This window comes from Actinoplanes auranticolor (assembly GCF_018332655.1).
Taxonomy (GTDB): domain Bacteria; phylum Actinomycetota; class Actinomycetes; order Mycobacteriales; family Micromonosporaceae; genus Actinoplanes; species Actinoplanes auranticolor.
In genome coordinates, this window is record NZ_BOQL01000049.1 from 38,889 (window position 1) to 58,865 (window position 19,977).

The window sequence follows — 19,977 nt, forward strand, 5'->3', positions numbered from 1 at the left end:
CTCTGGGTCAGCTGCTGATGTCGGTCAGTGGTGGTCGCCACGTCGGTGGCGGCGGCCGCGCCGTTGCTCGCCGGAGCGCTGATCACGCTGTGGAGCCCACCGGTGTCGGTTCCGGCCTTCGCGGCCACGGTGACGTGCGCGGCGGTGGGCGCCACCACCAGCCGCGGGATCCGCTCGGTCCAGCCGGTTCAATAGGGGGCATGGCAGATCAGGAGCCGCCGCTGCGGGTGCGGGCGGCGTTCGGCGCGCAGGGTGATCCGGTACGGCTGGCCGGCGGCAAGGGCGGCACCTGGCGGGTCGGCGACGTGGTGCTCAAGCCGTCCGAGGGCGACGACGAGGTTCGCTGGCGCAGCGAGGTGCTGACCGCCCTGCCCGAGTCGCCGCACTTCCGCATCGCCCGGCCGGTGCGGGCCGCCGGCGGCGACTGGCTGGCCGACGGCTGGGAGGCGTCGAGGCTCGTCGCGGGCCGGCCGGACCAGCGCCGCGTCGACGACGTCATCCGGACCGGGGCCGCGTTCCACGAGGCGGTCGCCGCCGTCCCCCGGCCGCCGCTGCTGGACACCCGCGACAACCCCTGGGAGTACGGCAACAAGCTCGCTTTCGGTGACGACCTGCCCCCGGACCGGCGCAGACCCTCCGCACTGCTGGAGAGGTTGCTGACGTACCGGCAGCCGATCGCTCTGCCGGAGCAGATCGTGCACGGCGACCTGCTCGGCAACGTACTGTTCGCCGACGGCCGGCCGCCCGCGGTGATCGACTGGGCGGCGTACTGGCGGCCGCCGGCGTGGGCGTCCGCCGTCGCCGCGGTGGACGCGATGGTGTGGCACGGCGCCGGCACCGGGGTGATCGGGCGGTGGGCGCACCTGCCCGAGTGGGGCCAGCTGCTGGTCCGGGCCGCGGTCTACCGGCTCGGCACCTGGGATGCGGCGGGGTGGCCGCAGGAGCCCGAGGAGCCGTACCGCCCGGTCGTCACGGCCATCGCCGGTTTCCTGGCCGGTCGATGAATGTGGTCATCGACGGCCGGTTCGTCCTGAACGAGGCCGACCTGCAGCGACGTCTCGCCGGGGCGTTCGGGTACGGCCCGTTCTACCGTCACGACCTGGACGATCTGCGTGATCGCCTGGCCGCCGGGGATCCGCGTCCGGTGCAGCTGGTGTGGATCCACCCGGAGGCCATCAAGCTGGCGCTGGGCGTGGCCCTGTACGACAACTACGTCAGCACCCTGGAGCGGATCGAGGCCGCGGACGAGGGACGCAGCTGGAACGAGCGCTTCGTCTTCCGGGTCCTGGAGTAGGGCCTTCCTCGCCTCGCGGCGCGCCCGGACGGGCCGGCCTGCCGGGCTACGGCGGCCACCGGCGGGTGCCCGGCCTGCGGCGCGACGAAGTGGCCCTGCTCGCCGCGTGAGCCCGGACTACTACACCCGGCTGGAGCGCGGCGATGATGAGGGCATGACCACACACTGGACCCTCACGTCGGACGCGGCGGATCCGCAGCGGCTGGCCCGTTTCTGGGCCGCGGCGCTCGGCTACGTCGACGAGCCGGGCTACGACTTCGCCGACGGCGCGTCGCTGATCGACCCCGAGGGCAGGCTGCCGGCGATCAGCTTCCTGCGGGTGCCGGAGGGCAAGACCGCCAAGAACCGCCTGCACCTCGATATCCGGGTCGCCGCGGGGCAGGCGATGGATCCAGCGGTACGCGAGCAGCGGATCCGCGCGAAGGTGGCCGAGCTCGTCGCCGCCGGGGCGACCGCCGTCCGCGAGGAGTCGTACGGTGTGCTGGATCACGTGGTCATGCAGGATCCGGAGGGCAACGAGTTCTGCGTCGCCTGAGTAGGCTCGCCGGTGGATGAGCGAGCTGCCGTACCTCGACGAGCACACCGTCGTCATCGCCGCGCCCCGCGATGCCGTGTGGGTGGCCCTGTGCCGCTATGCCGACGCGTCGATCGGCGTTTCCGCAGGTCATCCGCTCGCCAAGCTGCTCGGCACGGATCCGGCGCCCGGCTTCGCGGTGACCGCGTCCCGCCCGGGACAGCATCTGGGCCTGGGCGGGCGCCACCGGTTCTCGCGCTACCTGCTGACCTTCGACCTCACCGAGCTGCCGGACGGGCGCACGCGGGTGAGTGCCCGCTCGTACGGGGAGTTCCCGGGTCTGCCGGGCCTGATCTACCGCACGCTGGTCGTCGGCAGCCGGGGTCACGTGCTCGCGGTCCGGCACATGCTGCGAGGCATCCGCCGGCAGAGCCTCAGCCCAGCCTGACATCCATGGGCGGGCCGTAACGGTGCTGACGTCGGGATCTTGTGGTGCGGGCATTTGTCGACGGCGGAACCTACGATCTTCCGGTGACGACCGCCACGGCAGCTGAGGCTGCGCCCACCCCGGACGCCCCCGCGGGGACCGGGTCCGCGGGCCGCCGTGGTGTGCCGGAGCTCGTGCGGCGCCGGCTGGCCACGGTCGAGAACGGGCTCGATCCGTACTCGTGGCTGGTCACCGCGGTGATCACCGCGCTGGCCGCAGTCCTGCGCCTGACCGGGATCAGCAGCCCGCGGGGGTTGATCTTCGACGAGAAGTACTACCCGACCGACGCCTGGGACATGCTGCAGCGCGGCGTCGAGTGGAACACCGAGACCGGCGAGCCTGCGTTCGTGGTGCATCCGCCGCTGGGCAAGTGGCTGATCGCGGTGGGCGAGCTGGCGTTCGGCAACAACGAGCTGGGCTGGCGCTTCCCGGCCGCGGTCGCCGGCACGCTGATGGTGCTGATCCTGATCCGGGTCGCGTACCGGATGTTCCGCTCGGTCCTGCTGGCCGGAACGGCCGGCCTGCTCATGACGCTGGACGGTTTCCAGCTGGTCCTGTCGCGCACCTCGCTGCTGGACATCTTCCTCGGGCTGTTCATCCTGGCGACGTTCGCGGCGCTGCTGCTCGACCGCGATCACTACCGTCGGCGCCTGCTGCGCGCGCTGGAGGACAGCCCTGACCCGGGCAGCACGCCGAAGGTACCGCGCATCGTGCCGTGGTGGCTGCTCGTCGCCGGCGTGCTGTTCGGCCTGGCCTGCGGGGTGAAGTGGAGTGCGTTGTTCTTCCTGCCGTTCCTCGGTGGGCTCGCCCTGGTCTGGCGGGTGCAGGCCCGCCGGTCCGCCGGCGTCCGCCGCCCGGTCGTCGCCGGCATCGTGGGCGATGTGGGCTGGGGTCTGCTCAGTTTCGTGCTGACGGGCATCTTCTATCTGGCCTCGTGGACCGGCTGGTTCGTCACCGACAGCGGTTACTTCCGGCACTACCGGCAGGCCAACGGGATGGACGAGCCGCCGATCCTCGGCCCGCTGCTCAACCTGCTGCACTACCACTCGGTGGCGTACAACTTCCACAGCGGACTGACCGACCGGCATCCCAACCAGTCCTGGCCCTGGCAGTGGCTGCTGCTGGGGCGCCCGGTGCCGTTCTACTGGAACGGGACCGGCACCTGCGGCGCCGGCAAATGCGCCCGCGAAGTGCTGCTGCTCGGCACGCCGATCCTGTGGTGGTCGTTCCTGCCCGCGCTGGGCGCGCTGGTCTGGTTCGGCATCGCCCGGCGTGACTGGCGGGCGTACGCGATCGGTACGGGCGTCGTGGCCGGCCTGCTCCCGTGGTTCTTCTACGCCGTCAAGGACGGCCGGACCATGTTCGCCTTCTACGCGCTGCCCGCCCTGCCGTTCCTCATCCTGGCCGTGGTGTACGTGCTGGGCGCGATCATGACGCCACCGCAGGGCACGGCCGCCGGGCCGGCCCGCACGGACCGGCAGCTCGTCGGCACGGTGGTCGCGGGCGTCTACGTGCTGGCGGTCGCCCTCTGTTTCGCCTACTTCTTCCCGGTCTTCGTGGGCCAGCTGCTGACCCACGAGGGTTGGTCCCAGCGCATGTGGCTGGGCAACCGCTGGGTCTAGTTCCCCAATTTCCGCCTTTTTCATCCCGGGCAATTGTCCGCTCGCCATCCTCGGTCGGCCGTTCGGTGGTATCACGCGCCCGGACGGAGGTGGGAATCGACCGTACGGCGCCACCGGCGGGCATTGATGATCAATTTATCAGCGGTTACGGTAACGCCAATGAATACATGAGACGGTCGCGTTTTTCTTCGGTGCGCCGTTCTCAGCTGCTGATCATTGATCGCCGGGAAAGGCCTTCCATGCGTACGCGTCGCAGACTGTTCTGGTCCTCATTGTTGTCGGCGGTATTAATCTTCGGCGGCTCCGCCACGGCCACCGGCTCATCCGCCCGCCCCGCAGCCGAGCCCCACGCCCACGCCCATACCCACGCGCACGCCCACCTGGACGACGACGCCGCGCACCTGGCCGAGGATCTCGTCGGCACACCGATGCGGGTCATCGAGCAGAAGACCGCGGAGCAGGCCCGGCAGGTCGAGCGCCGCACGGGGTTACGCCCCGGCACGGCCCGTTCCACCAGGGCCGCAGCCGCGGATCCAGGGCTGGCGGGATCGTGGAGCCCGGTCATCGCCACGCCGGTGGTCCCGGTCTTCGAGGCGGTGCTGCCCAACGGCAAGGTGCTGATCTGGGACTCCGTCGGTGACAATGCCGCCGAGTCGTATCCGCAGCACAGCTTCACCCGCGCGATGGTCTTCAACCCCGCCGACAACACCCACAAACGCGTCGACCTGCAGGGCACCAACATCTTCTGTGCCGGTTTCGCGCATCTGGCCGACGGCAACATCCTGATCGCCGGCGGAAACGCCAACGCGCAGCTCGCCGGAACGGTCCGTACCTATGTGTTCAACTGGCAGACCGAGACCTGGACCCGCGGCAAGGACATGGCCGCGGCCCGCTGGTATCCCTCGGTGGCCCGGATGGCCAACGGCGAGGAGGTCATTGTCGGCGGTGGCCCGACAACGGCCGAGGTTTACCAGGCGAACGGCGCGATCCGCCCGCTCACCGGCTTCACGAAATACGGTGCCCGCCTGTATCCGTTCCTGGAATCGCGGCCGGACACCCAACTCGGACTGATCGGCCCGTACGCCACCGGATACACCGTCAACACCCCGGGAAACGGCGTGATCACGGGGACCGGCACGCGCGACACGATGAACCGGGACTACGGCAGTTTCGCCACCTACGACGTCGGCAAGTCGATCGTGGTCGGCGGCGGCAACATCACCGAGGGCGGCGTCGCGAAGGTCCCCACCAAGACCGCCGTCGTCATGAACAGCACCACCGGCCTGGTCCCGACGGTCGCGGCGACCGGATCGATGGCCTCCGGGCGCCGGCAGCACAACGCCACCGTGCTCGCCGACGGCTCGGTGCTGGCGACCGGCGGCATGACCAGCGCGGCGAAATCGGGCCTGGTCGACCTGACCCACGCCGCGACGGCAGCCGAACGCTGGGACCCGGCGACGGGTCAGTGGACGGTGCTGGCGAGCGCGAGCCGCATCCGGCAGTACCACTCGACGGCGGTGCTGCTGCCGGACGGCCGGGTCATGACCGGGGGCGGCGGCATCTGCGGCGTCTGCATGAACGTCGGATACCTGGAGAAGAACCTCGAATACTTCAGTCCGCCGTACCTCTACAAGAAGGACGGCACCGGTGAGCCCGCCACCCGGCCCACCATCTCGGCCGCGCCGGCCAGCATCGGCATCAACACGACCTTCTCGGTCTCGGTCGGCGAGGCGGCCGGCATCAGCAAGGTGGCGCTGGTCGCCCTCGGCGACGTGACCCACGGCGTGGACCAGGGTCAGCGGTACGTCCCGCTGAAGTTCACGGCCGCCGACACGACACTGACGGTCACCGGCCCACCCACCGGCGGCGTGGCGCCCCCGGGTCACTACATGCTGTTCGTCATCGACGCGGCCGGCGTCCCGTCGATCGCGAAGATGGTGCAGGTCGCCAAGGGACCGAACCCGCTGATGAGCGGGGTCAAGACCGGCACGATGTGCATCGACGTCCCGTCGTCGGCCATCGCGATCCGGACCTATCTGCAGGCGTACACGTGCAACAACACCAAGGCCCAGGCCATGACGCGCCTGCCCAACGACAACTCCCTGCGCGTCCTGGGCAACTGCGTCGACGTGCCGTCGTCGACGTTCGTCACAGGCCAGAAAATCTGGGCCTTCAAGTGCAACAACACGACGGCGCAGAAATGGCAGTTCGGAACGGACGGGACGGTACGGCCGCTCGGAAACACCGCCCTGTGCCTGGCCGCGGCCTCAGCGACCAACAAGGCGGCCATCCAGATCGCCACCTGCAACGGCAACGCACTGCAGAAATGGACGTGGTGACGGAGCATTGAGGACACCGGGCGGGCTTGTGTCCGCCCGGTGTCCCACCGCTGCGGAAAGGTCCTCGATGCGTCTCCACCCCGGCGAGCCCGAAGCCACGGGCTGGCACGTGAGGCCCGTGCTCGACGTGGTCCGGCAGCTGCGCGACGCAGTACCGGACGTCACCGGACGCCCGAGGGTGATCGGCATCGACGGCCGGGGCGGCGCCGGCAAGTCGACTCTGGCCGAGCGGCTCTCGAAGACGGTGCCGAACTCCGCCGTCGTGCACACCGACGATGTGGCGTGGAACCACGCCTATTTTGACTGGGGCGGGGTGCTTGCGGAAAACATCCTGCAGCCGTTGCACCGCGGGGAGGCGGTGGACTTCCGCCCGAAGGCGTGGATCGCCCACGACCGGCCCGGGTCGATCACCATCCCGGCGGGCAATGAGTTCATCTGGGTCGAGGGCACGGGCGTCATCCGCGAGGAATTGACGCCGTGGCTGGACGCGTCGGTGTGGATGCAGGGCGATCTGGATGAGCAGGAGCGGCTGCTGGCGTCCCGGGACGGTGAATCCCCTGAGCAGCTGGAGCATGTGGCGAATTGGCTGCGGGAGGAATTGCCGTTCATGCTGCGGGAGAAGCCGTGGGCCCGAGCCACGCTGATCGTCGCCGGCCCCGCAGCAATGAACCACGACGAGGACACCGAACTGGTCGTAGCGTCGCCGATCAGGCTTTGAGCTGTTTCCCGCCACGAGACTGGCCCCCGGAGCCACCCGGATCAACCGCCGCGCCAGCGGCCATCGACATAGCCCGGGAGCCTGGCCCGACTCGAACGTGGCAGCCATCCTTGAGTTCAGTGACGCGCGGTTACCCGGCATCCCACGACGCCTCGCGGTGACGAAAGATCAGTGCCCGAACGCTGCCACGATGAGGGAGAAGATAGCCCCGGCGAGTAGTACGGCGCCCGTGGCCGCGCCGACGACGGCGCTCGGGGTGATCGATCGGGACCGGGCCACCGGGACGGAGACCACAGCGGCCAACGTGACCAGCGCGGCCACGACGTGGACCGCTGGGTACCGGATCAGCGATGCGACCGGGAACAAGTGCACCCCGACCACGAATGCGATCCAGACCGGGATCAGTTCGCGGTGACGCCGTACCGCGAACGCCGCGGCTCCGAGCGCGGCAGCCCCGAACTCGATGCCCACGACGATGCCGAACGCGCGGCTGGTGTCGTCGTCGAACGCGGTCCCGTCGTGCCAATACCGCCACGCCAGCAGCGCGCCCGCCATCAACGCCAGGAAGGAGACCACCGTCCCGGCGATGAGCGGCCTGCGCCAAGTGGGCGGGGGAGCCTCCTGAGCCCAGCCGAACCAGCTGGGCGCGAAGAAGCCGAACACCGCTGCGGTCACCGCGGCGTCGCGAAGGTGATCGGCGAGCATGTCGCTTCCCCCCAATGTCCGGCGTCCAACAAGGCGGGACCGTAACAGGAAACAGAGCCTTGCGCCGATTGACGAGACCTGGCACAGCCCGCTGGGACCGGCAGGCGCCTCGAGCAAGCAGCCGCGGGCCGGCCCACCCGATTGCTGCTGGCGCGCGCGGTCGCTCATCGATCACGGCTATTGCCGTTGCTGCTGGTCAGAATGGTGGGCGCGGCAGGTTTCGAACCTGCGACCCCTCGCTTGTAAGGCGAGTGCTCTCCCGCTGAGCTACGCGCCCGGTTCCGTAGCAACCGGAGTGGTCATCCTACCCTTCCGGCCCCACCGGCCCGGAGGGGCTAGAAGATCGTTTCCTTGAGCCTGTCCCGCCAGGTTTTCTGGTCCCGGCGTTCGCCCGGGGCCTGCTCGTCGGCGTAGCGGACCACGCGCTCCTTGTCGATGACGAAGGTGCCGCGGTTTGCCACGCCCCGCTGCTCGTTGAAGACGCCGTACGCCTGCGCCACCGCCCCGTGCGGCCAGAAGTCCGACAGCATCGGGAAGTTGTAGCCCTCGTTGTTCGCCCAGATCTTGTGGCTGTAGACCGAGTCCACGCTCACCGTCAGCACCTGGACGTACTCGTTTGCGTACTGCGGCAGGTTGTCGCGGATCTCGGCCAGCTCGCCCTGGCACGTGCCGGAGAACGCCAAGGGGTAGAACACCAGCAGGACCGCCTTGCGGCCGGTGAAGTCCGCGAGGGCGACCTCCTGGTTGTTCTGGTCCTTCAGCGTGAAGTCCGGCGCCTGCGTTCCCACCTCGATCGGCATGGGATCACGATAGCCGGGCGTACGTCGGATGGCCGGTCGCCCGTCGGTGGGGCGCCGGCCGGCGGAAGAGTCGTGGCTACTTCTTCTTCGCGCCTCGCGGGGACACCAGCCGGGCTGCCGTCCAGTCCTTGCCCGCGTTCACCGTCGAGGTCTGCTGGAGGCCGGCAGTCTGCGCGGACTCGCTCACTTCACTCGGCTCGACGTGGCCGTCGCGGCCGGCCTTCGGGGTCAGCAGCCACACCACTCCGGTGTCGGCGAGCGGCCCCAAAGCATTGGTGAGCAGGTCGAACAGGTCACCGTCGCCGTCTCGGTACCAGAGCAGTACCGCGTCGACCACCTCGTCGGTGTCCTCGTCTTCCAACTCCCCACAACGTTCGGCCAGGGCGTCACGGAGGTCTTCGTCGACATCGTCGTCGTAGCCCATCTCCATGACGACCGAGTCCGGTTCGATCCCGAACCGGTCCGCCGGGCTACGTACGCCGTCGGCCTGACCAGCGGTCGCGCTCACTGTCGAATGCCTCCTTGTTCCGTGGTCGGGACCGATGCCGGTCCCGGTCTGGGTAGTCCACACAGTTGTGGCTCTGCGCGCAAGTGGCGCACCGAGTGTGTGGCAATTTACCGCGCCAGCAGCGCGTGGGCACCCTGTGTGATGGCATCTTCCCCGATCAGGACCTGTTGTGCTGCCGGACCCAGCGGAACGAACGAGTCCGCGGCGGCGATCCGGCGGGCCGCGCCGACGAATCCGCCGTCCACCAGCGCCGCCAGGATGCCCTCGCCGACGCCGCCCGAGCGCCGCGTCTCGTCGACGATCAGCACCCGTCCCGTGGCCGACGCCTCTCTGACCAGGTCAGCTGTGGGCAGCGGGGACAACCAGCGGAGATCCACCACCCGCGATCCGTACCCCTGGGCGGCCAGGCGGGCCGCCACCCGCAGCGACATCGGCAGCCCGTTGCCGAACGTCAGGATGGTCAGATCGTCGGCCGATCCGATCGGGTAGGTCCGGGCGCGCCCGATCGGCGTGTGTGCGTTCGCCCACTCCTGGGGTCCCGCGTACGGCGCCAGCCACTCGTTGTCGCCCGGTTCGTACAGGTCGCGGGTGTGGTAGAGCGCGATCGGCTCCAGGTAGACGCAGACGCTGCCGTCGGCCGCGGCGGCGGCCAGGCAGGCCCGCAGCATCGGTGCGGCGTCCGCGGCCCGGGCCGGCACGGCCAGGACCAGCCCGGGTACGTCGCGCAGCACGGCCACCGAGTTGTCGTTGTGGAAGTGGCCCCCGAAGCTCTGCTGGTAGGCCAGACCGGCGACCCGGACGACCATCGGGTTGCGGAAGGCGCCCTTGGAGAAGAAGCCCATCGTGGCCGCCTCGCCGCGCAGCTGGTCCTCGGCGTTGTGCAGGTACGCCAGGTATTGGATCTCGGGGATGGGGAGCAGGCCCTTGAAGTCGTTGTCTCGGTTCTCCGCCGCGGGCATGCTCAGCCCGGCGCCGAGCCCGAGGCCCAGGATGGAGGTCTCGTCGAGCAGGGTGTCGAAGACCCGCTCGGCGCCGAAGCGGTCCCGCAGGTTCTTCGTGACGCCGTACACGCCGCCCTTGGCCGCCACGTCCTCGCCGAACAGGACCGCGCCCGGGGTGGCCAGCAGGGCGTCGGTGAGGGTGGCGTTGATGGTCTGGGCCAGGGTGAGCGGGCCGCCCCGCTCGGGCAGCCGGCCGCCGAAGGTCTGGGAGCGGACGTGCGCGCCGGGGCCGCCCGCCCGGGTCCCGGCGTCGGCGATCACCCGGGCTGTACGCAGCGGGCGGCGCGGGGCCAGCGGGGCCATGACCTCGGCGGCGCTGGTCAGCTTGGGCTCGTTGAGCACTTCCTCGGCGACCTTGCGGACCTGCCAGCCCACCTCGTCGTAGCGGGTGAGCAGCTCCTCGACGCCGACGGTGCCGCTCTCCACGAGCAGCCGGGCGGTGCCGACCAGCGGGTCGCGTTCCAGGTCGCGGGTGATCTCCTCGGCCGAGCGGTACGCCACCTCGGCGTCGGCACCGGCGTGGCCCATGAGCCGGACCATCCGCAGGTGCAGCACGGCCGGGCGGCGGTGCTCGCGGACCCAGTCGGCGGCCTCGCGGGCGGCGTCGTAGGTGGCCGCCAGGTCGCAGCCGTCGGCGGTGAAGTAGTGGATGCCCGGTCGGCTGCGCAGCGTCTCGGCTGTCCAGCCGTCGGGCGACGGGACGCTGATGCCGTACCCGTTGTCCTCGCAGACCAGCAGCAGCGGCAACCGCTGCCCGGTGTGGTCGTACCAGCCGGCGGTGTTGAAGGCCGCGGTAGCGGTCGCGTGATTGACCGACGCGTCGCCGAAGGAGGCCACCGCCAGCGCGTCGGCCGGCCACGGGGTCTGCTTGCCGCGGGCGATGCCGAAGGCGAGGCCGACGGCCCGGGGCAGGTGCGAGGCGATGGTGGAGGTGGTCGGGATGATCCGCAGGTCGGCGCGGCCGAAGACCTTGTGCCGTCCGCCCGCGATGGGTTCGGTGGCCGCGGCCACCACCCCGCGCAGCACGTCGCGGGCCGCCTCGACCAGCGGGTCCTTGCGGGACTCGTCGTCACTGTCGACCTCGGCCTGCAGCGCGCGTGCACAGTAGAACGCGCCGGAGCGGTAGTGCAGCAGCGCCGGGTCGTCCACCCGCAGCGCGGCGGCCACCGCCGCGTTCCCCTCGTGGCCGGACGAGCCGATCGTGTAGAAACCCTCGTTGAAGCTGCGCAGCCAGCGCGCGGCCAGGTCGAGGTGGCGGCTGGTGAGCTGGGCGTCGAAGAGCTCCCGGGCCCGGAGTCCGGTCAGGGCCGAGCCGTCGCGGACCGGTTCGTCGGGTGCCGGCCGCCGGCCGCTCGGCTGCAGGGCCGAGACGGCGTCACGGAAGCGCTCGTCGAGGTTCTGCGGGGTGGTCACGCGACCCAGCATTGCCGACCATGGCCACAGCCGCCACCGCCCGTGAGTGCCGTCGGACACTCCGTCGGAAAGTTGGCTTGTCATCGATGGTGATGAGGTCTAACTTCAAAGTTCAGAACGTACTGAACCTTCTAGATCATGAGGGAGCACGATGGAGCTCAGCGCCCGGCGGCGGTATGCCGAGGAGGCCGGCGTCGTCCTGGCCGGGATGGGCATGCCCCAGGCGTACGGGAAGCTGCTGGGCTGGTTGCTGATCTGCGACCCGGCCGCGCAGAGCGGTGCCGAGCTGGTCGCCGCCCTCGGGCTCGCCAAGGGCTCGGTCAGCGCGGGCCTGCGCACGCTGGAGGCGAGCGGGCTGGTGCGGCGGGTGGCCATGCCCGGGCGCCGCGGCTCCTTCTACGAGATGACCCCGGACGCCATCATGCGCGCCGCCGGCTCCGAGAAGTTCACCCAGTTCCGGCAGCTGATGGACCGCGGCCTCGAGGTGGTGGGCGGCGACCACGCCCCGGGGGCCGAGCGGCTGCGCACCACCCGCGACTTCTACGCCTTCATCGAGACCGAGATGCCCAAGCTGATCCAGCGGTTCAACGACGAACAGAGAGGACGGAGTGATGGCTGACCTGGCCATCTCCACCCAGGACCTGGTCAAGACCTACGGCCGCGGCACGCGCGGCCTGGCGGGACTCGACCTCGAGGTCAGGACCAATGAGGTGTACGGCTACCTGGGCCCCAACGGCGCCGGCAAGTCGACCACCATCCGCATCCTGCTGGACCTGATCCGAGCGACCAGCGGCACCGTCCGCGTCCTGGGCCTGGACCCGCGCGCCGACGGGGTGGCGCTGCGCCGGCGGATCGGCTACCTCGCCGGTGACTTCGTCGTCGACGGCCGCCAGACCTCGCGCCAGCTGCTCACGTACCTGGGGAACCTGCGCGGCGGGGTCCCGGCCGCGCGGATCGCCGAGCTCGCCGACCGCCTGGACCTGGATCTGGATCGGCAGATCCGGGGTCTGTCCAAGGGCAACCGGCAGAAGGCCGGAGTCATCCAGGCCTTCATGCACTCCCCCGAGCTGCTCGTGCTCGACGAGCCGACCAGCGGGCTGGACCCGTTCCTGCAGCAGGAGTTCGTGCGGCTGGTGCAGGAGGCGCAACGCGAGGGCGCGACGGTCTTCATGTCCTCGCACGTGATGAGCGAGGTGCAGCACACCGCCGACCGGGTCGGCATCATCCGCGACGGCCGGCTGGTCGCCGTCGAGAGTGTCGAGTCGCTGCGCGCGCACGCCGTGCGCAGCGTGACGCTGACCTTCGACGGTGGCTTCGACGCGGCCGACTTCGCGCGGGTGCCGGGCTTCAGCGACCTGACCGTCGCGGGCCCGACCCTGCGCGGGCGGCTCGCCGGGCACACCGACGAGCTGGTCAAGGCCGCGTCGCGGTACACGGTGCGGGACCTGCTGTGCGAGGAGCCGGACCTCGAGGAGATCTTCTTCCACTACTACGCGCGGCCGGAGGCCGACCATGTTCCTGCGTGACGTCTACCCGAAGGCCCTCTGGGACGCCCGGCGGTCGCTGCCGGGCTGGACCCTGGCGATCGCGGCGGTCGCCCTGATGTACGCGGCGTTCTGGCCCACGGTGAACTCCCCCGAGATGGCCGACGCGCTCGCGGCGTACCCGGACGGCGTGCTGGCCGCCTTCAACTCGGGCGACCTGGGCACCGCGCAGGGTTATCTGGGCGGCGCGGTCTACGGGCTGCTGGTGCCGCTGCTGGTGGCGGTCTTCATGATCGCCGCCGGGGCCCGCGCGGTCGCCGGGGACGAGGAGGCGGGGACCCTCGACCTGGTCCTGGCCCATCCGGTGAGCCGGCGCGGGCTGGCTCTGCAGCGGCTCGGCGCGGCGATGACCGGCATGGCGGTGGTCGCGGTGGTCCTGTTCGCCCTGCTGGTGGCCCTGCGAGCGCCGTTCGAGCTGGAGACGGTCACGGTCGGTGGCTTTCTGGCGATGAACGTGCAGCTGGCGCTCTTCGGCGCGATGTTCGGCGCGCTGGCCTTCGCGGTCGGCGCGGCGACCGGCAGCAAGAGCCTGGCGCTGGGCGTGAGCGCGGGCGTCGCGGTGCTGGCGTACCTGGCGAACAGCGTCTTCCCGCAGGTCGCCGCCCTGGGGTGGACCCGCAACGTCTCGCCGTTCCACTGGTATCTGGGCGGTGAGCCGCTCACCAACGGTCTGCAGTGGGGTGGCGTGGCGGCGCTGGCGGGCACGACGGTCGTGCTGGCCGCGGTGGGCGTCCTCCGTTTCGGCCGCCGGGACATCGGCGGGTGACAGTGCGGCGAACGGCTGCGCGGGCCGGCGGGTAGGTGCTCAGCTGGGCACATGGCGGTGCTGGGCCGGCTCGCGCAGTGCGGGTTCTGGTATGTGATCGTGGGTCTCTGCTTCCTCGTACTCGACCTCTATACGTAGCGTCGCAGCCCTGATGGCAGACTTCCCCGCTATGGACACCACGGTGATCACCGTCCGGACCGGCGACCGGCCGGTCGTCCGGGACATCACGGGCGAGGCCGAGCAGTTCGTCAGCGGCCGCGGCGACGGCCTGCTGCACGTCTTCGTGCCGCACGCCACCGCCGGGGTGGCGATCATCGAGACCGGAGCCGGCTCCGACGAGGACCTGCTCACCGCCATCGACGAGCTGTTGCCGGCCGAGGACAAATGGCGGCACCGGCACGGCTCGCACGGGCACGGCCGCGATCACGTCCTGCCCGCCTGGATCCCCCCGTACGCGTCCCTGCCGGTCATCGGCGGGCGCATCCAGCTCGGCACCTGGCAGTCCATCTGCCTGGTCGACCCGAACGGCGACAACCCGTCGCGCCAGGTGAGGTTCAGCTTTCTCGCAGGTTGAATTCAAGTTACTGCTCAGTACGTGTGTCGAGCGTCGCGTACCCGGACGGTAGGCGTGACGACAGACACCGACAGGGGGCAGGATGGAACCATTCCCGTGCGGTTCACACAATGAGTCGCACGGTCCGACACCGACAAGAGGAATGCCTGTGGCCACGGAACGCAAGCGCCCGGTGATCAGCGACGGCCTGCCGAGCCAGCTTCCGGACGTCGACCCCGAGGAAACCAGCGAGTGGGTCGAGTCGCTCGACGGAGTCATCGACGAAGGTGGCGCCAAGCGCGCCCGCTACGTGATGTTGCGCCTGCTGGAACGGGCCCGGGAGCGACAGGTCGGTGTCCCGCCGCTGACGTCGACGGACTACATCAACACGATCTCGCCCGAGCAGGAGCCCTGGTTCCCCGGTGACGAGTTCGTGGAGCGCCGGATCCGGGCGTACATCCGCTGGAACGCCGCGATGCTGGTGCACCGCGCGCAGCGGCCGGAGATCGGCGTCGGCGGGCACATCTCGACGTACGCCTCCAGCGCCAGCCTCTACGAGGTCGGCATGAACCACTTCTTCCGCGGCAAGGACCACCCCGGCGGCGGCGACCACATCTTCTTCCAGGGCCACGCCTCCCCCGGTATGTACGCCCGCGCGTACCTGGAGGGCCGGCTCAGCGAGAACGACCTGGACGGCTTCCGCCAGGAGCTCAGCCACCCCGGCGGCGGCCTGCCGTCGTACCCGCACCCGCGGCTGATGAACAACTTCTGGGAGTTCCCGACGGTCAGCATGGGCCTCGGCCCGCTGAACGCGATCTACCAGGCCCGCTACAACCGCTACCTGCACAACCGCGGCATCAAGGACACCAGCCAGCAGCACGTCTGGGCGTTCCTGGGCGACGGCGAGATGGACGAGGTCGAGTCGCTCGGCGCGATCGGCGTGGCCGCCCGCGAGGAGCTGGACAACCTCACCTTCGTCATCAACTGCAACCTGCAGCGCCTCGACGGCCCGGTACGCGGCAACGGCAAGATCATCCAGGAGATGGAGTCGTTCTTCCGGGGTGCCGGCTGGAACGTCATCAAAGTCGTCTGGGGCCGCGAATGGGATTCGCTGCTCGCCGCCGACAGCGACGGCGCCCTGGTCAACCTCATGAACGTCACGCCGGACGGCGACTACCAGACGTACAAGGGCGAGTCCGGCGCGTACGTGCGGGAGAACTTCTTCGGCCGTGACCCGCGCACCCGCAAGCTGGTCGAGGGCATGACCGACGACCAGATCTGGAGCCTCAAGCGCGGCGGCCACGACTACAAGAAGCTGTACGCGGCCTACAAGGCGGCCACCGAGCACACCGGCCAGCCGACCGTGATCCTGGCCAAGACCGTCAAGGGCTGGACGCTGGGCTCGCACTTCGAGGCCCGCAACGCCACGCACCAGATGAAGAAGCTGACCCTGGACGACCTCAAGCAGTTCCGGGACCGGCTCTACCTCGACATCCCGGACAAGCAGCTGGAGGACAACCCGTACCTTCCGCCGTACTACCACCCCGGCGAGAAGTCCGACGAGCTGCAGTACATGCTCGATCGCCGCAAGGAGCTGGGTGGCTTCGTGCCGACCCGGCGCACCAAGCACAAGTCGCTGGCGATCCCCGACTCGAAGACCTTCGGTGACGTCAAGCGCGGCTCGGGCAAGCAGAAGGTCGCCACCACGATGGCCTTCGTCCGGCTGCTCAAGGACCTGATGCGCGACAAGGAGTTCGGGGCCCGCTGGGTGCCGATCATCCCGGACGAGGCGCGCACCTTCGGCATGGACTCGCTCTTCCCGACCAAGAAGATCTACTCCCCGCACGGCCAGACCTACACCTCGGTCGACCGCGAGCTCTTCCTGTCGTACAAGGAGTCGACGAGCGGGCAGATCCTGCACGAGGGCATCAACGAGGCCGGTTCGACCGCCAGCTTCATCGCGGCCGGCACCTCGTACGCCACGCACGACGAGCCGATGATCCCGCTGTACATCTTCTACTCGATGTTCGGCTTCCAGCGCACCGCCGACGAGCTGTGGGCGGCGGCGGACCAGATGACCCGCGGCTTCCTGCTGGGCGCGACCGCCGGGCGGACCACGCTCAACGGTGAGGGCCTGCAGCACGAGGACGGGCACTCGCTGCTGCTCGCGGCGACCAACCCGGCCGTGGTGGCGTACGACCCGGCGTTCGCGTTCGAGATCGCGCACATCGTCGAGAACGGCCTGCACCGGATGTACGGCGAGCACCAGGAGAACGTCTTCTACTACCTGACCATCTACAACGAGCCGATCCTGCAGCCGGTCGAGCCGGCCGAGGTCGACGTCGAGGGCCTACTCAAGGGCATCTACCGGTACGCGGCGGCGCCCGAGACCACCGGCCCGAAGGCACAGCTGCTCGCCTCCGGCATGGGCATGCAGTGGGCGCTCAAGGCTCAGAAGCTGCTCGCTCAGGACTGGGGCGTCGGCGCGGACGTGTGGTCGGTGACGTCGTGGACGGAGCTGCGCCGCGACGCCGTCGAGACCGAGGAGCACAACCTGCTCAACCCCGGTGACGCGCCGCGCAAGCCGTACATCCGGACCAAGCTGGAGGGCACCGAGGGCCCGGCCGTCGCGGTCAGCGACTGGATGCGGGCCGTGCCCGACCTGATCAGCCGCTGGATCCCGAACGACTACACGTCGCTGGGCACGGACGGCTTCGGCATGAGCGACACCCGGCACGCGCTGCGCCGCCACTTCCGCGTCGACGCCGAGTCGGTCACCGTGGCCACGCTGCGCCAGCTGGCGCTGCGCGGCAAGGTGCCGGCGCACGTGCCGGCCGAGGCGGCCAAGAAGTACGCGATCGACGACGTCAACGCCGCCCCGGTGGGCGAGACCGGCGGCGACAGCTAGGCGATCGGACGACGGAGAAAGGGGAGCCCCACGGGCTCCCCTTTTTCTGCGCCAAGATCCTCAGATATGTCCGGATCGGGCCGAAGGGCCGGACATGGGGTTCCAGATCAGCCACAAACTGCTCGCGCTCGGTCTGGGAGGGGTGGTCAGCACCGCTGCCGTCCTCGTGGGAGTCGGAGCCTGGCAGAGTGACGCGTTCGCCGACAAGACCGGCGCCGCGGTCACCGCGCTCAACGCCGAGGACCTGGATCAGACCACCGGGAACGTGACCCGGCTGGTCGGCTCGGTCGGCGACGAGGTGCAGAGCGGCGTGGACAGCGACATGCAGGCCGCCGACGCGCTGCTCAAGCAGCGCGGCGGGCTACGCCTGGACGGCGACACCACAACGTGGACCGCGACCAACCAGCTGTCGCAGGCCAAGCAGTCGGTGACCCTGCCGCGGGCGACGGTCGGCGGCCGGTGGCTCGGCCAGAACACCGACGTCAAGAAGCCGACGCCGTTCGTCGACGACGTGCAGTCGCTGCTGGGCGGCACGGTGACTGTCTTCCAGCGGATGAACGACGCCGGCGACCTGCTGCGGGTGGCGACCAACGTCCGGGCCAAGACCGGCAACCGGGCGATCGGCACGTTCATCCCGGCGGTGACCGCCGAGGGGACGCCGAACGCCGTGGCCGCCGCGATCAAGGCCGGCAAGCCGTACCGGGGCGTGGCCCAGGTGGTCGACACCTGGTACATCTCCGCCTACGACCCGGTCAAGGACGCCTCGGGCAAGGTGATCGGCGCGCTGTACGTCGGCGTGCAACAGGCGGCCGCCCTGCAGAACCTCACCGATGCGATCGCTGCCACCTCGGTCCGCGAGAACGGCTGGGTCACCGTCTACAGCACCGCCAAGGCGGACACCGGCCGGGTCATCGCCTCCAGTCTCGACGGGGCGGTCGGACGCACCGACCTGGACGCCAAGGATGCCGCCGGCACCGAGTACGTCAAGGAGATCGTCGGGCAGGCACCGCAGCTCGAGGGTGGACAGACCTGGCGCAGGACGTACCGGCTGCCGGGCTCCGCGGGTGCGGAGGCCGGTCCCACGACCACGACGGTCGCCTACTACGCGCCGTACTCGTGGGCCATCGCCGTCGGTGGCTACGACGCCGACGCCGCCGGCGCGGTGAACGCGGTCCGCGACGGGCGCCGCACCATGCTGACCGCGTTCCTCATCGCCGCCGTACTGCTGGCCGTGGTCGGCGGTCTCTTCGCCGCCTGGCAGGCGCGCCGCATCTCCAGCCGGCTCGGCGGCCTGACCGCCGCCCTGGCCCGGCTGGCCCAGCGGGACCTGACCGTCTCCGTGCCGCCCAGCGCCCAGGACGAGATCGGCCGGGCCGGCACGGCTCTGAACACCGCCGTGGCCGAGCTGCGCGAGGTGATGGTCGAGGTCACCAACGCCTCGGACGGCGTCTCCCGCTCCGCCGGGCAGGTCGCGGCCACCGGCAGCGAGCTGACCACCTCGGCGGAGGACGCGTCCGGGCAGGCCGGCGCGGCGAGCGTGGCCGCCGAGGGCATCAGCCACGTCGTGCAGACGGTGGCGGCCGGTGCGGAGGAGATGGGCGCCTCGATCGGCGAGATCTCCAGCAACGCCCAGGACGCGGCGCGGGCCGGCCGCGACGGCGTGGGGCTGACCGAGACGGCCAGCGGCGTGATCGACGAGCTGCGGGTCTCCACCACCAAGATCGCCGACGTGGTACGGCTGATCGCCAGCATCGCCGAGCAGACCAACCTGCTCGCACTGAACGCCACTATCGAGGCCGCCCGCGCGGGTGACCTCGGTAAGGGCTTCGCGGTGGTGGCCGGCGAGGTCAAGGAGCTGGCCCAGGAGACGGCCCGGGCGACCGACGACGTGACGGCCCGGGTCGCCGCGATCGAGGGTGACACCGCCCGGGCGGTCGAGGCGATCAACGCCATCACCGCGACCATCGCGCAGGTCAACGACTACCAGACCGCGATCGCTGCGGCGGTGGAGGAGCAGGCCGCGACGACCGCCGAGATGGCCCGCAACATCAGCGAGGTGGCGACCGGCAGTCAGGACATCGCGGTCGGCATCACCGCGGTCAGCGGCGCGGTGGACAGCACCCGGTCCGCGGTGGCGGTGTCCCACCGGGCGGCCGACGAGCTCAACGCGACCGCCCGGCGGCTGACCGAGCTGGTGGGACGGTTCACCGTCGCAAAGTCAGGCCGGTAGGTAGCTGAGCACCTCGACGCCGGTCGTGGTGGTGAACGTGCTGTTCAGCGCGAGTGCGACCTTGGTGCCCTCGTCCCACAGCTTGCGGCCCTCGCCGACCACGACCGGGTAGACCATGATCCGGTACTCGTCGATGAGGTTGTGCCGGGTCAGCAGGTTCACCAGCGAGGCGCTTCCGTTGATCAGCAGCGAACCGGGGTCGGTCTTGAGCTTCGTCACCGCCTCGACCACGTCGCCCTGGAGGAACTGCGCGTTCCACTCGGGCTCGGTGAGCGTGGTGGTGGCGACGTACTTCGGCATCCCGTTCATCTTCTTGCCGAAGTCGCCGGTCGCCTCCTCCATCTGCGGCCAGGCGGCCTTGAAGCCCTCGTACGTCCGGCGGCCCAGCAGCAGCGCGTCGGCCTCGGTGAGGTTGCGGTCCTGCCAGGCGCCGAGTTCGTCGTTGAAGTAGGGCCCGCTCCAGGCCGGCTCCTCGAAGACACCGTCCAGGGTCACGTACTCCACCGCGATGATCTTTCCCATGCTTGCCGGCCTCCGTGTCGTCCCTTGCGGTTGAACAGCCGAGCCTGCCTCAG

At 70.2% G+C, this 19,977-nt stretch carries 19 protein-coding genes and 1 tRNA gene; 14 read left to right on the plus strand and 6 right to left on the minus strand.

The features are described from left to right. Positions 1-27: 27 nt before the first annotated feature. From Aau02nite_RS29435 to Aau02nite_RS29470, 8 genes are all read left to right on the plus strand, one after another. Positions 28-195: a hypothetical protein gene (locus Aau02nite_RS29435; protein ID WP_212991849.1), complete on the plus strand. Its 168-nt coding sequence runs from the start codon at positions 28-30 to the stop codon at positions 193-195. 5 nt (positions 196-200) lie between these two features. After that, the gene (locus Aau02nite_RS29440; RefSeq protein WP_212991850.1) at positions 201-1,004 is read left to right on the plus strand and encodes a TIGR02569 family protein; all 804 of its coding nucleotides are present in this window, start codon (positions 201-203) and stop codon (positions 1,002-1,004) included. Further along, a complete protein-coding gene (locus tag Aau02nite_RS29445; RefSeq protein ID WP_212991851.1) occupies positions 1,001-1,294 on the plus strand; it encodes a barstar family protein in 294 nt (97 codons plus the stop codon). Before Aau02nite_RS29440 ends, Aau02nite_RS29445 begins: the two co-directional genes overlap by 4 nt. 154 nt (positions 1,295-1,448) lie before the next feature. Further along, positions 1,449-1,829: a VOC family protein gene (locus Aau02nite_RS29450; RefSeq protein WP_212991852.1), complete on the plus strand. Its 381-nt coding sequence runs from the start codon at positions 1,449-1,451 to the stop codon at positions 1,827-1,829. Between the two features lie 16 nt (positions 1,830-1,845). Next, positions 1,846-2,256 carry an SRPBCC family protein gene (locus Aau02nite_RS29455; protein WP_212991853.1) on the plus strand — a complete coding sequence of 137 codons (411 nt, stop codon included), beginning with the start codon at positions 1,846-1,848 and terminating at the stop codon, positions 2,254-2,256. 83 nt (positions 2,257-2,339) lie between these two features. Next, positions 2,340-3,917: a dolichyl-phosphate-mannose--protein mannosyltransferase gene (locus Aau02nite_RS29460; RefSeq protein WP_212991854.1), complete on the plus strand. Its 1,578-nt coding sequence runs from the start codon at positions 2,340-2,342 to the stop codon at positions 3,915-3,917. A 239-nt stretch (positions 3,918-4,156) separates the two neighbouring features. Further along, positions 4,157-6,256, plus strand: a complete 2,100-nt coding sequence (locus Aau02nite_RS29465; protein ID WP_212991855.1) for a galactose oxidase-like domain-containing protein — start codon at positions 4,157-4,159, stop codon at positions 6,254-6,256. Positions 6,257-6,374: 118 nt separating this feature from the next. Then, a complete protein-coding gene (locus tag Aau02nite_RS29470) occupies positions 6,375-6,974 on the plus strand; it encodes a uridine kinase family protein (protein WP_212991856.1) in 600 nt (199 codons plus the stop codon). A 168-nt stretch (positions 6,975-7,142) separates the two neighbouring features. Here Aau02nite_RS29470 and Aau02nite_RS29475 read toward each other — a convergent pair whose 3' ends face one another. The 5 genes from Aau02nite_RS29475 to Aau02nite_RS29495 all read right to left on the minus strand — a co-directional run bounded on the left by Aau02nite_RS29475 (position 7,143) and on the right by Aau02nite_RS29495 (position 11,413). Continuing rightward, a complete protein-coding gene (locus tag Aau02nite_RS29475; RefSeq protein ID WP_212991857.1) occupies positions 7,143-7,679 on the minus strand; it encodes a hypothetical protein in 537 nt (178 codons plus the stop codon). Positions 7,680-7,881: 202 nt separating this feature from the next. Next, a tRNA-Val gene (locus Aau02nite_RS29480) sits at positions 7,882-7,956 on the minus strand. A gap of 58 nt (positions 7,957-8,014) precedes the next feature. After that, positions 8,015-8,479, minus strand: a complete 465-nt coding sequence (locus Aau02nite_RS29485; RefSeq protein WP_212991858.1) for a peroxiredoxin — start codon at positions 8,477-8,479, stop codon at positions 8,015-8,017. Positions 8,480-8,555: 76 nt separating this feature from the next. After that, positions 8,556-8,987 (minus strand): DUF3052 domain-containing protein, encoded by a 432-nt coding sequence (locus Aau02nite_RS29490; RefSeq protein ID WP_212991859.1) that lies wholly within the window; start codon positions 8,985-8,987, stop codon positions 8,556-8,558. A gap of 107 nt (positions 8,988-9,094) precedes the next feature. Further along, positions 9,095-11,413: a thiamine pyrophosphate-dependent enzyme gene (locus Aau02nite_RS29495; protein WP_212991860.1), complete on the minus strand. Its 2,319-nt coding sequence runs from the start codon at positions 11,411-11,413 to the stop codon at positions 9,095-9,097. 139 nt (positions 11,414-11,552) lie between these two features. Here Aau02nite_RS29495 and Aau02nite_RS29500 point away from each other — a divergent pair, with 139 nt between their 5' ends. From Aau02nite_RS29500 to Aau02nite_RS29525, 6 genes are all read left to right on the plus strand, one after another. Then, positions 11,553-12,020: a GbsR/MarR family transcriptional regulator gene (locus Aau02nite_RS29500; RefSeq protein WP_212991861.1), complete on the plus strand. Its 468-nt coding sequence runs from the start codon at positions 11,553-11,555 to the stop codon at positions 12,018-12,020. Beyond that, positions 12,013-12,927: an ABC transporter ATP-binding protein gene (locus Aau02nite_RS29505; protein WP_212991862.1), complete on the plus strand. Its 915-nt coding sequence runs from the start codon at positions 12,013-12,015 to the stop codon at positions 12,925-12,927. The genes Aau02nite_RS29500 and Aau02nite_RS29505 overlap by 8 nt, the downstream gene beginning before the upstream one ends. Beyond that, entirely contained in the window at positions 12,914-13,711 is a 798-nt protein-coding gene (locus Aau02nite_RS29510) for an ABC transporter permease (protein ID WP_212991863.1), read from the plus strand. The genes Aau02nite_RS29505 and Aau02nite_RS29510 overlap by 14 nt, the downstream gene beginning before the upstream one ends. Positions 13,712-13,880: 169 nt before the next feature. After that, positions 13,881-14,285 carry a YjbQ family protein gene (locus Aau02nite_RS29515; protein ID WP_212991864.1) on the plus strand — a complete coding sequence of 135 codons (405 nt, stop codon included), beginning with the start codon at positions 13,881-13,883 and terminating at the stop codon, positions 14,283-14,285. 148 nt (positions 14,286-14,433) lie between these two features. After that, entirely contained in the window at positions 14,434-17,172 is a 2,739-nt protein-coding gene (aceE, locus tag Aau02nite_RS29520; RefSeq protein WP_212991865.1) for a pyruvate dehydrogenase (acetyl-transferring), homodimeric type, read from the plus strand. A gap of 94 nt (positions 17,173-17,266) precedes the next feature. Beyond that, on the plus strand, positions 17,267-19,402 hold the full coding sequence (locus Aau02nite_RS29525; RefSeq protein WP_212991866.1) for a methyl-accepting chemotaxis protein: 2,136 nt from the start codon (positions 17,267-17,269) through the stop codon (positions 19,400-19,402). Here Aau02nite_RS29525 and Aau02nite_RS29530 read toward each other — a convergent pair. Further along, positions 19,391-19,924, minus strand: a complete 534-nt coding sequence (locus tag Aau02nite_RS29530; protein WP_212991867.1) for a dihydrofolate reductase family protein — start codon at positions 19,922-19,924, stop codon at positions 19,391-19,393. The two genes, Aau02nite_RS29525 and Aau02nite_RS29530, sit on opposite strands and share 12 nt — an antisense overlap. Positions 19,925-19,977 lie beyond the last annotated feature (53 nt).

Excerpts from the sequence above, each read along its gene's own strand:
- Aau02nite_RS29510 (WP_212991863.1), top strand. The coding sequence starts at position 12,914 with ATGTTCCTGCGTGACGTCTACCCGAAGGCCCTCTGGGACGCCCGGCGG.
- Aau02nite_RS29445 (WP_212991851.1), top strand. The coding sequence starts at position 1,001 with ATGAATGTGGTCATCGACGGCCGGTTCGTCCTGAACGAGGCCGACCTG.
- Aau02nite_RS29440 (WP_212991850.1), top strand. The coding sequence starts at position 201 with ATGGCAGATCAGGAGCCGCCGCTGCGGGTGCGGGCGGCGTTCGGCGCG.
- Aau02nite_RS29500 (WP_212991861.1), top strand. The coding sequence starts at position 11,553 with ATGGAGCTCAGCGCCCGGCGGCGGTATGCCGAGGAGGCCGGCGTCGTC.
- Aau02nite_RS29525 (WP_212991866.1), top strand. The coding sequence starts at position 17,267 with ATGGGGTTCCAGATCAGCCACAAACTGCTCGCGCTCGGTCTGGGAGGG.
- Aau02nite_RS29450 (WP_212991852.1), top strand. The coding sequence starts at position 1,449 with ATGACCACACACTGGACCCTCACGTCGGACGCGGCGGATCCGCAGCGG.
- Aau02nite_RS29485 (WP_212991858.1), bottom strand. The coding sequence starts at position 8,479 with ATGCCGATCGAGGTGGGAACGCAGGCGCCGGACTTCACGCTGAAGGAC.
- Aau02nite_RS29515 (WP_212991864.1), top strand. The coding sequence starts at position 13,881 with ATGGACACCACGGTGATCACCGTCCGGACCGGCGACCGGCCGGTCGTC.
- Aau02nite_RS29505 (WP_212991862.1), top strand. The coding sequence starts at position 12,013 with ATGGCTGACCTGGCCATCTCCACCCAGGACCTGGTCAAGACCTACGGC.
- Aau02nite_RS29530 (WP_212991867.1), bottom strand. The coding sequence starts at position 19,924 with ATGGGAAAGATCATCGCGGTGGAGTACGTGACCCTGGACGGTGTCTTC.
- Aau02nite_RS29475 (WP_212991857.1), bottom strand. The coding sequence starts at position 7,679 with ATGCTCGCCGATCACCTTCGCGACGCCGCGGTGACCGCAGCGGTGTTC.
- Aau02nite_RS29495 (WP_212991860.1), bottom strand. The coding sequence starts at position 11,413 with ATGCTGGGTCGCGTGACCACCCCGCAGAACCTCGACGAGCGCTTCCGT.
- Aau02nite_RS29455 (WP_212991853.1), top strand. The coding sequence starts at position 1,846 with ATGAGCGAGCTGCCGTACCTCGACGAGCACACCGTCGTCATCGCCGCG.
- Aau02nite_RS29465 (WP_212991855.1), top strand. The coding sequence starts at position 4,157 with ATGCGTACGCGTCGCAGACTGTTCTGGTCCTCATTGTTGTCGGCGGTA.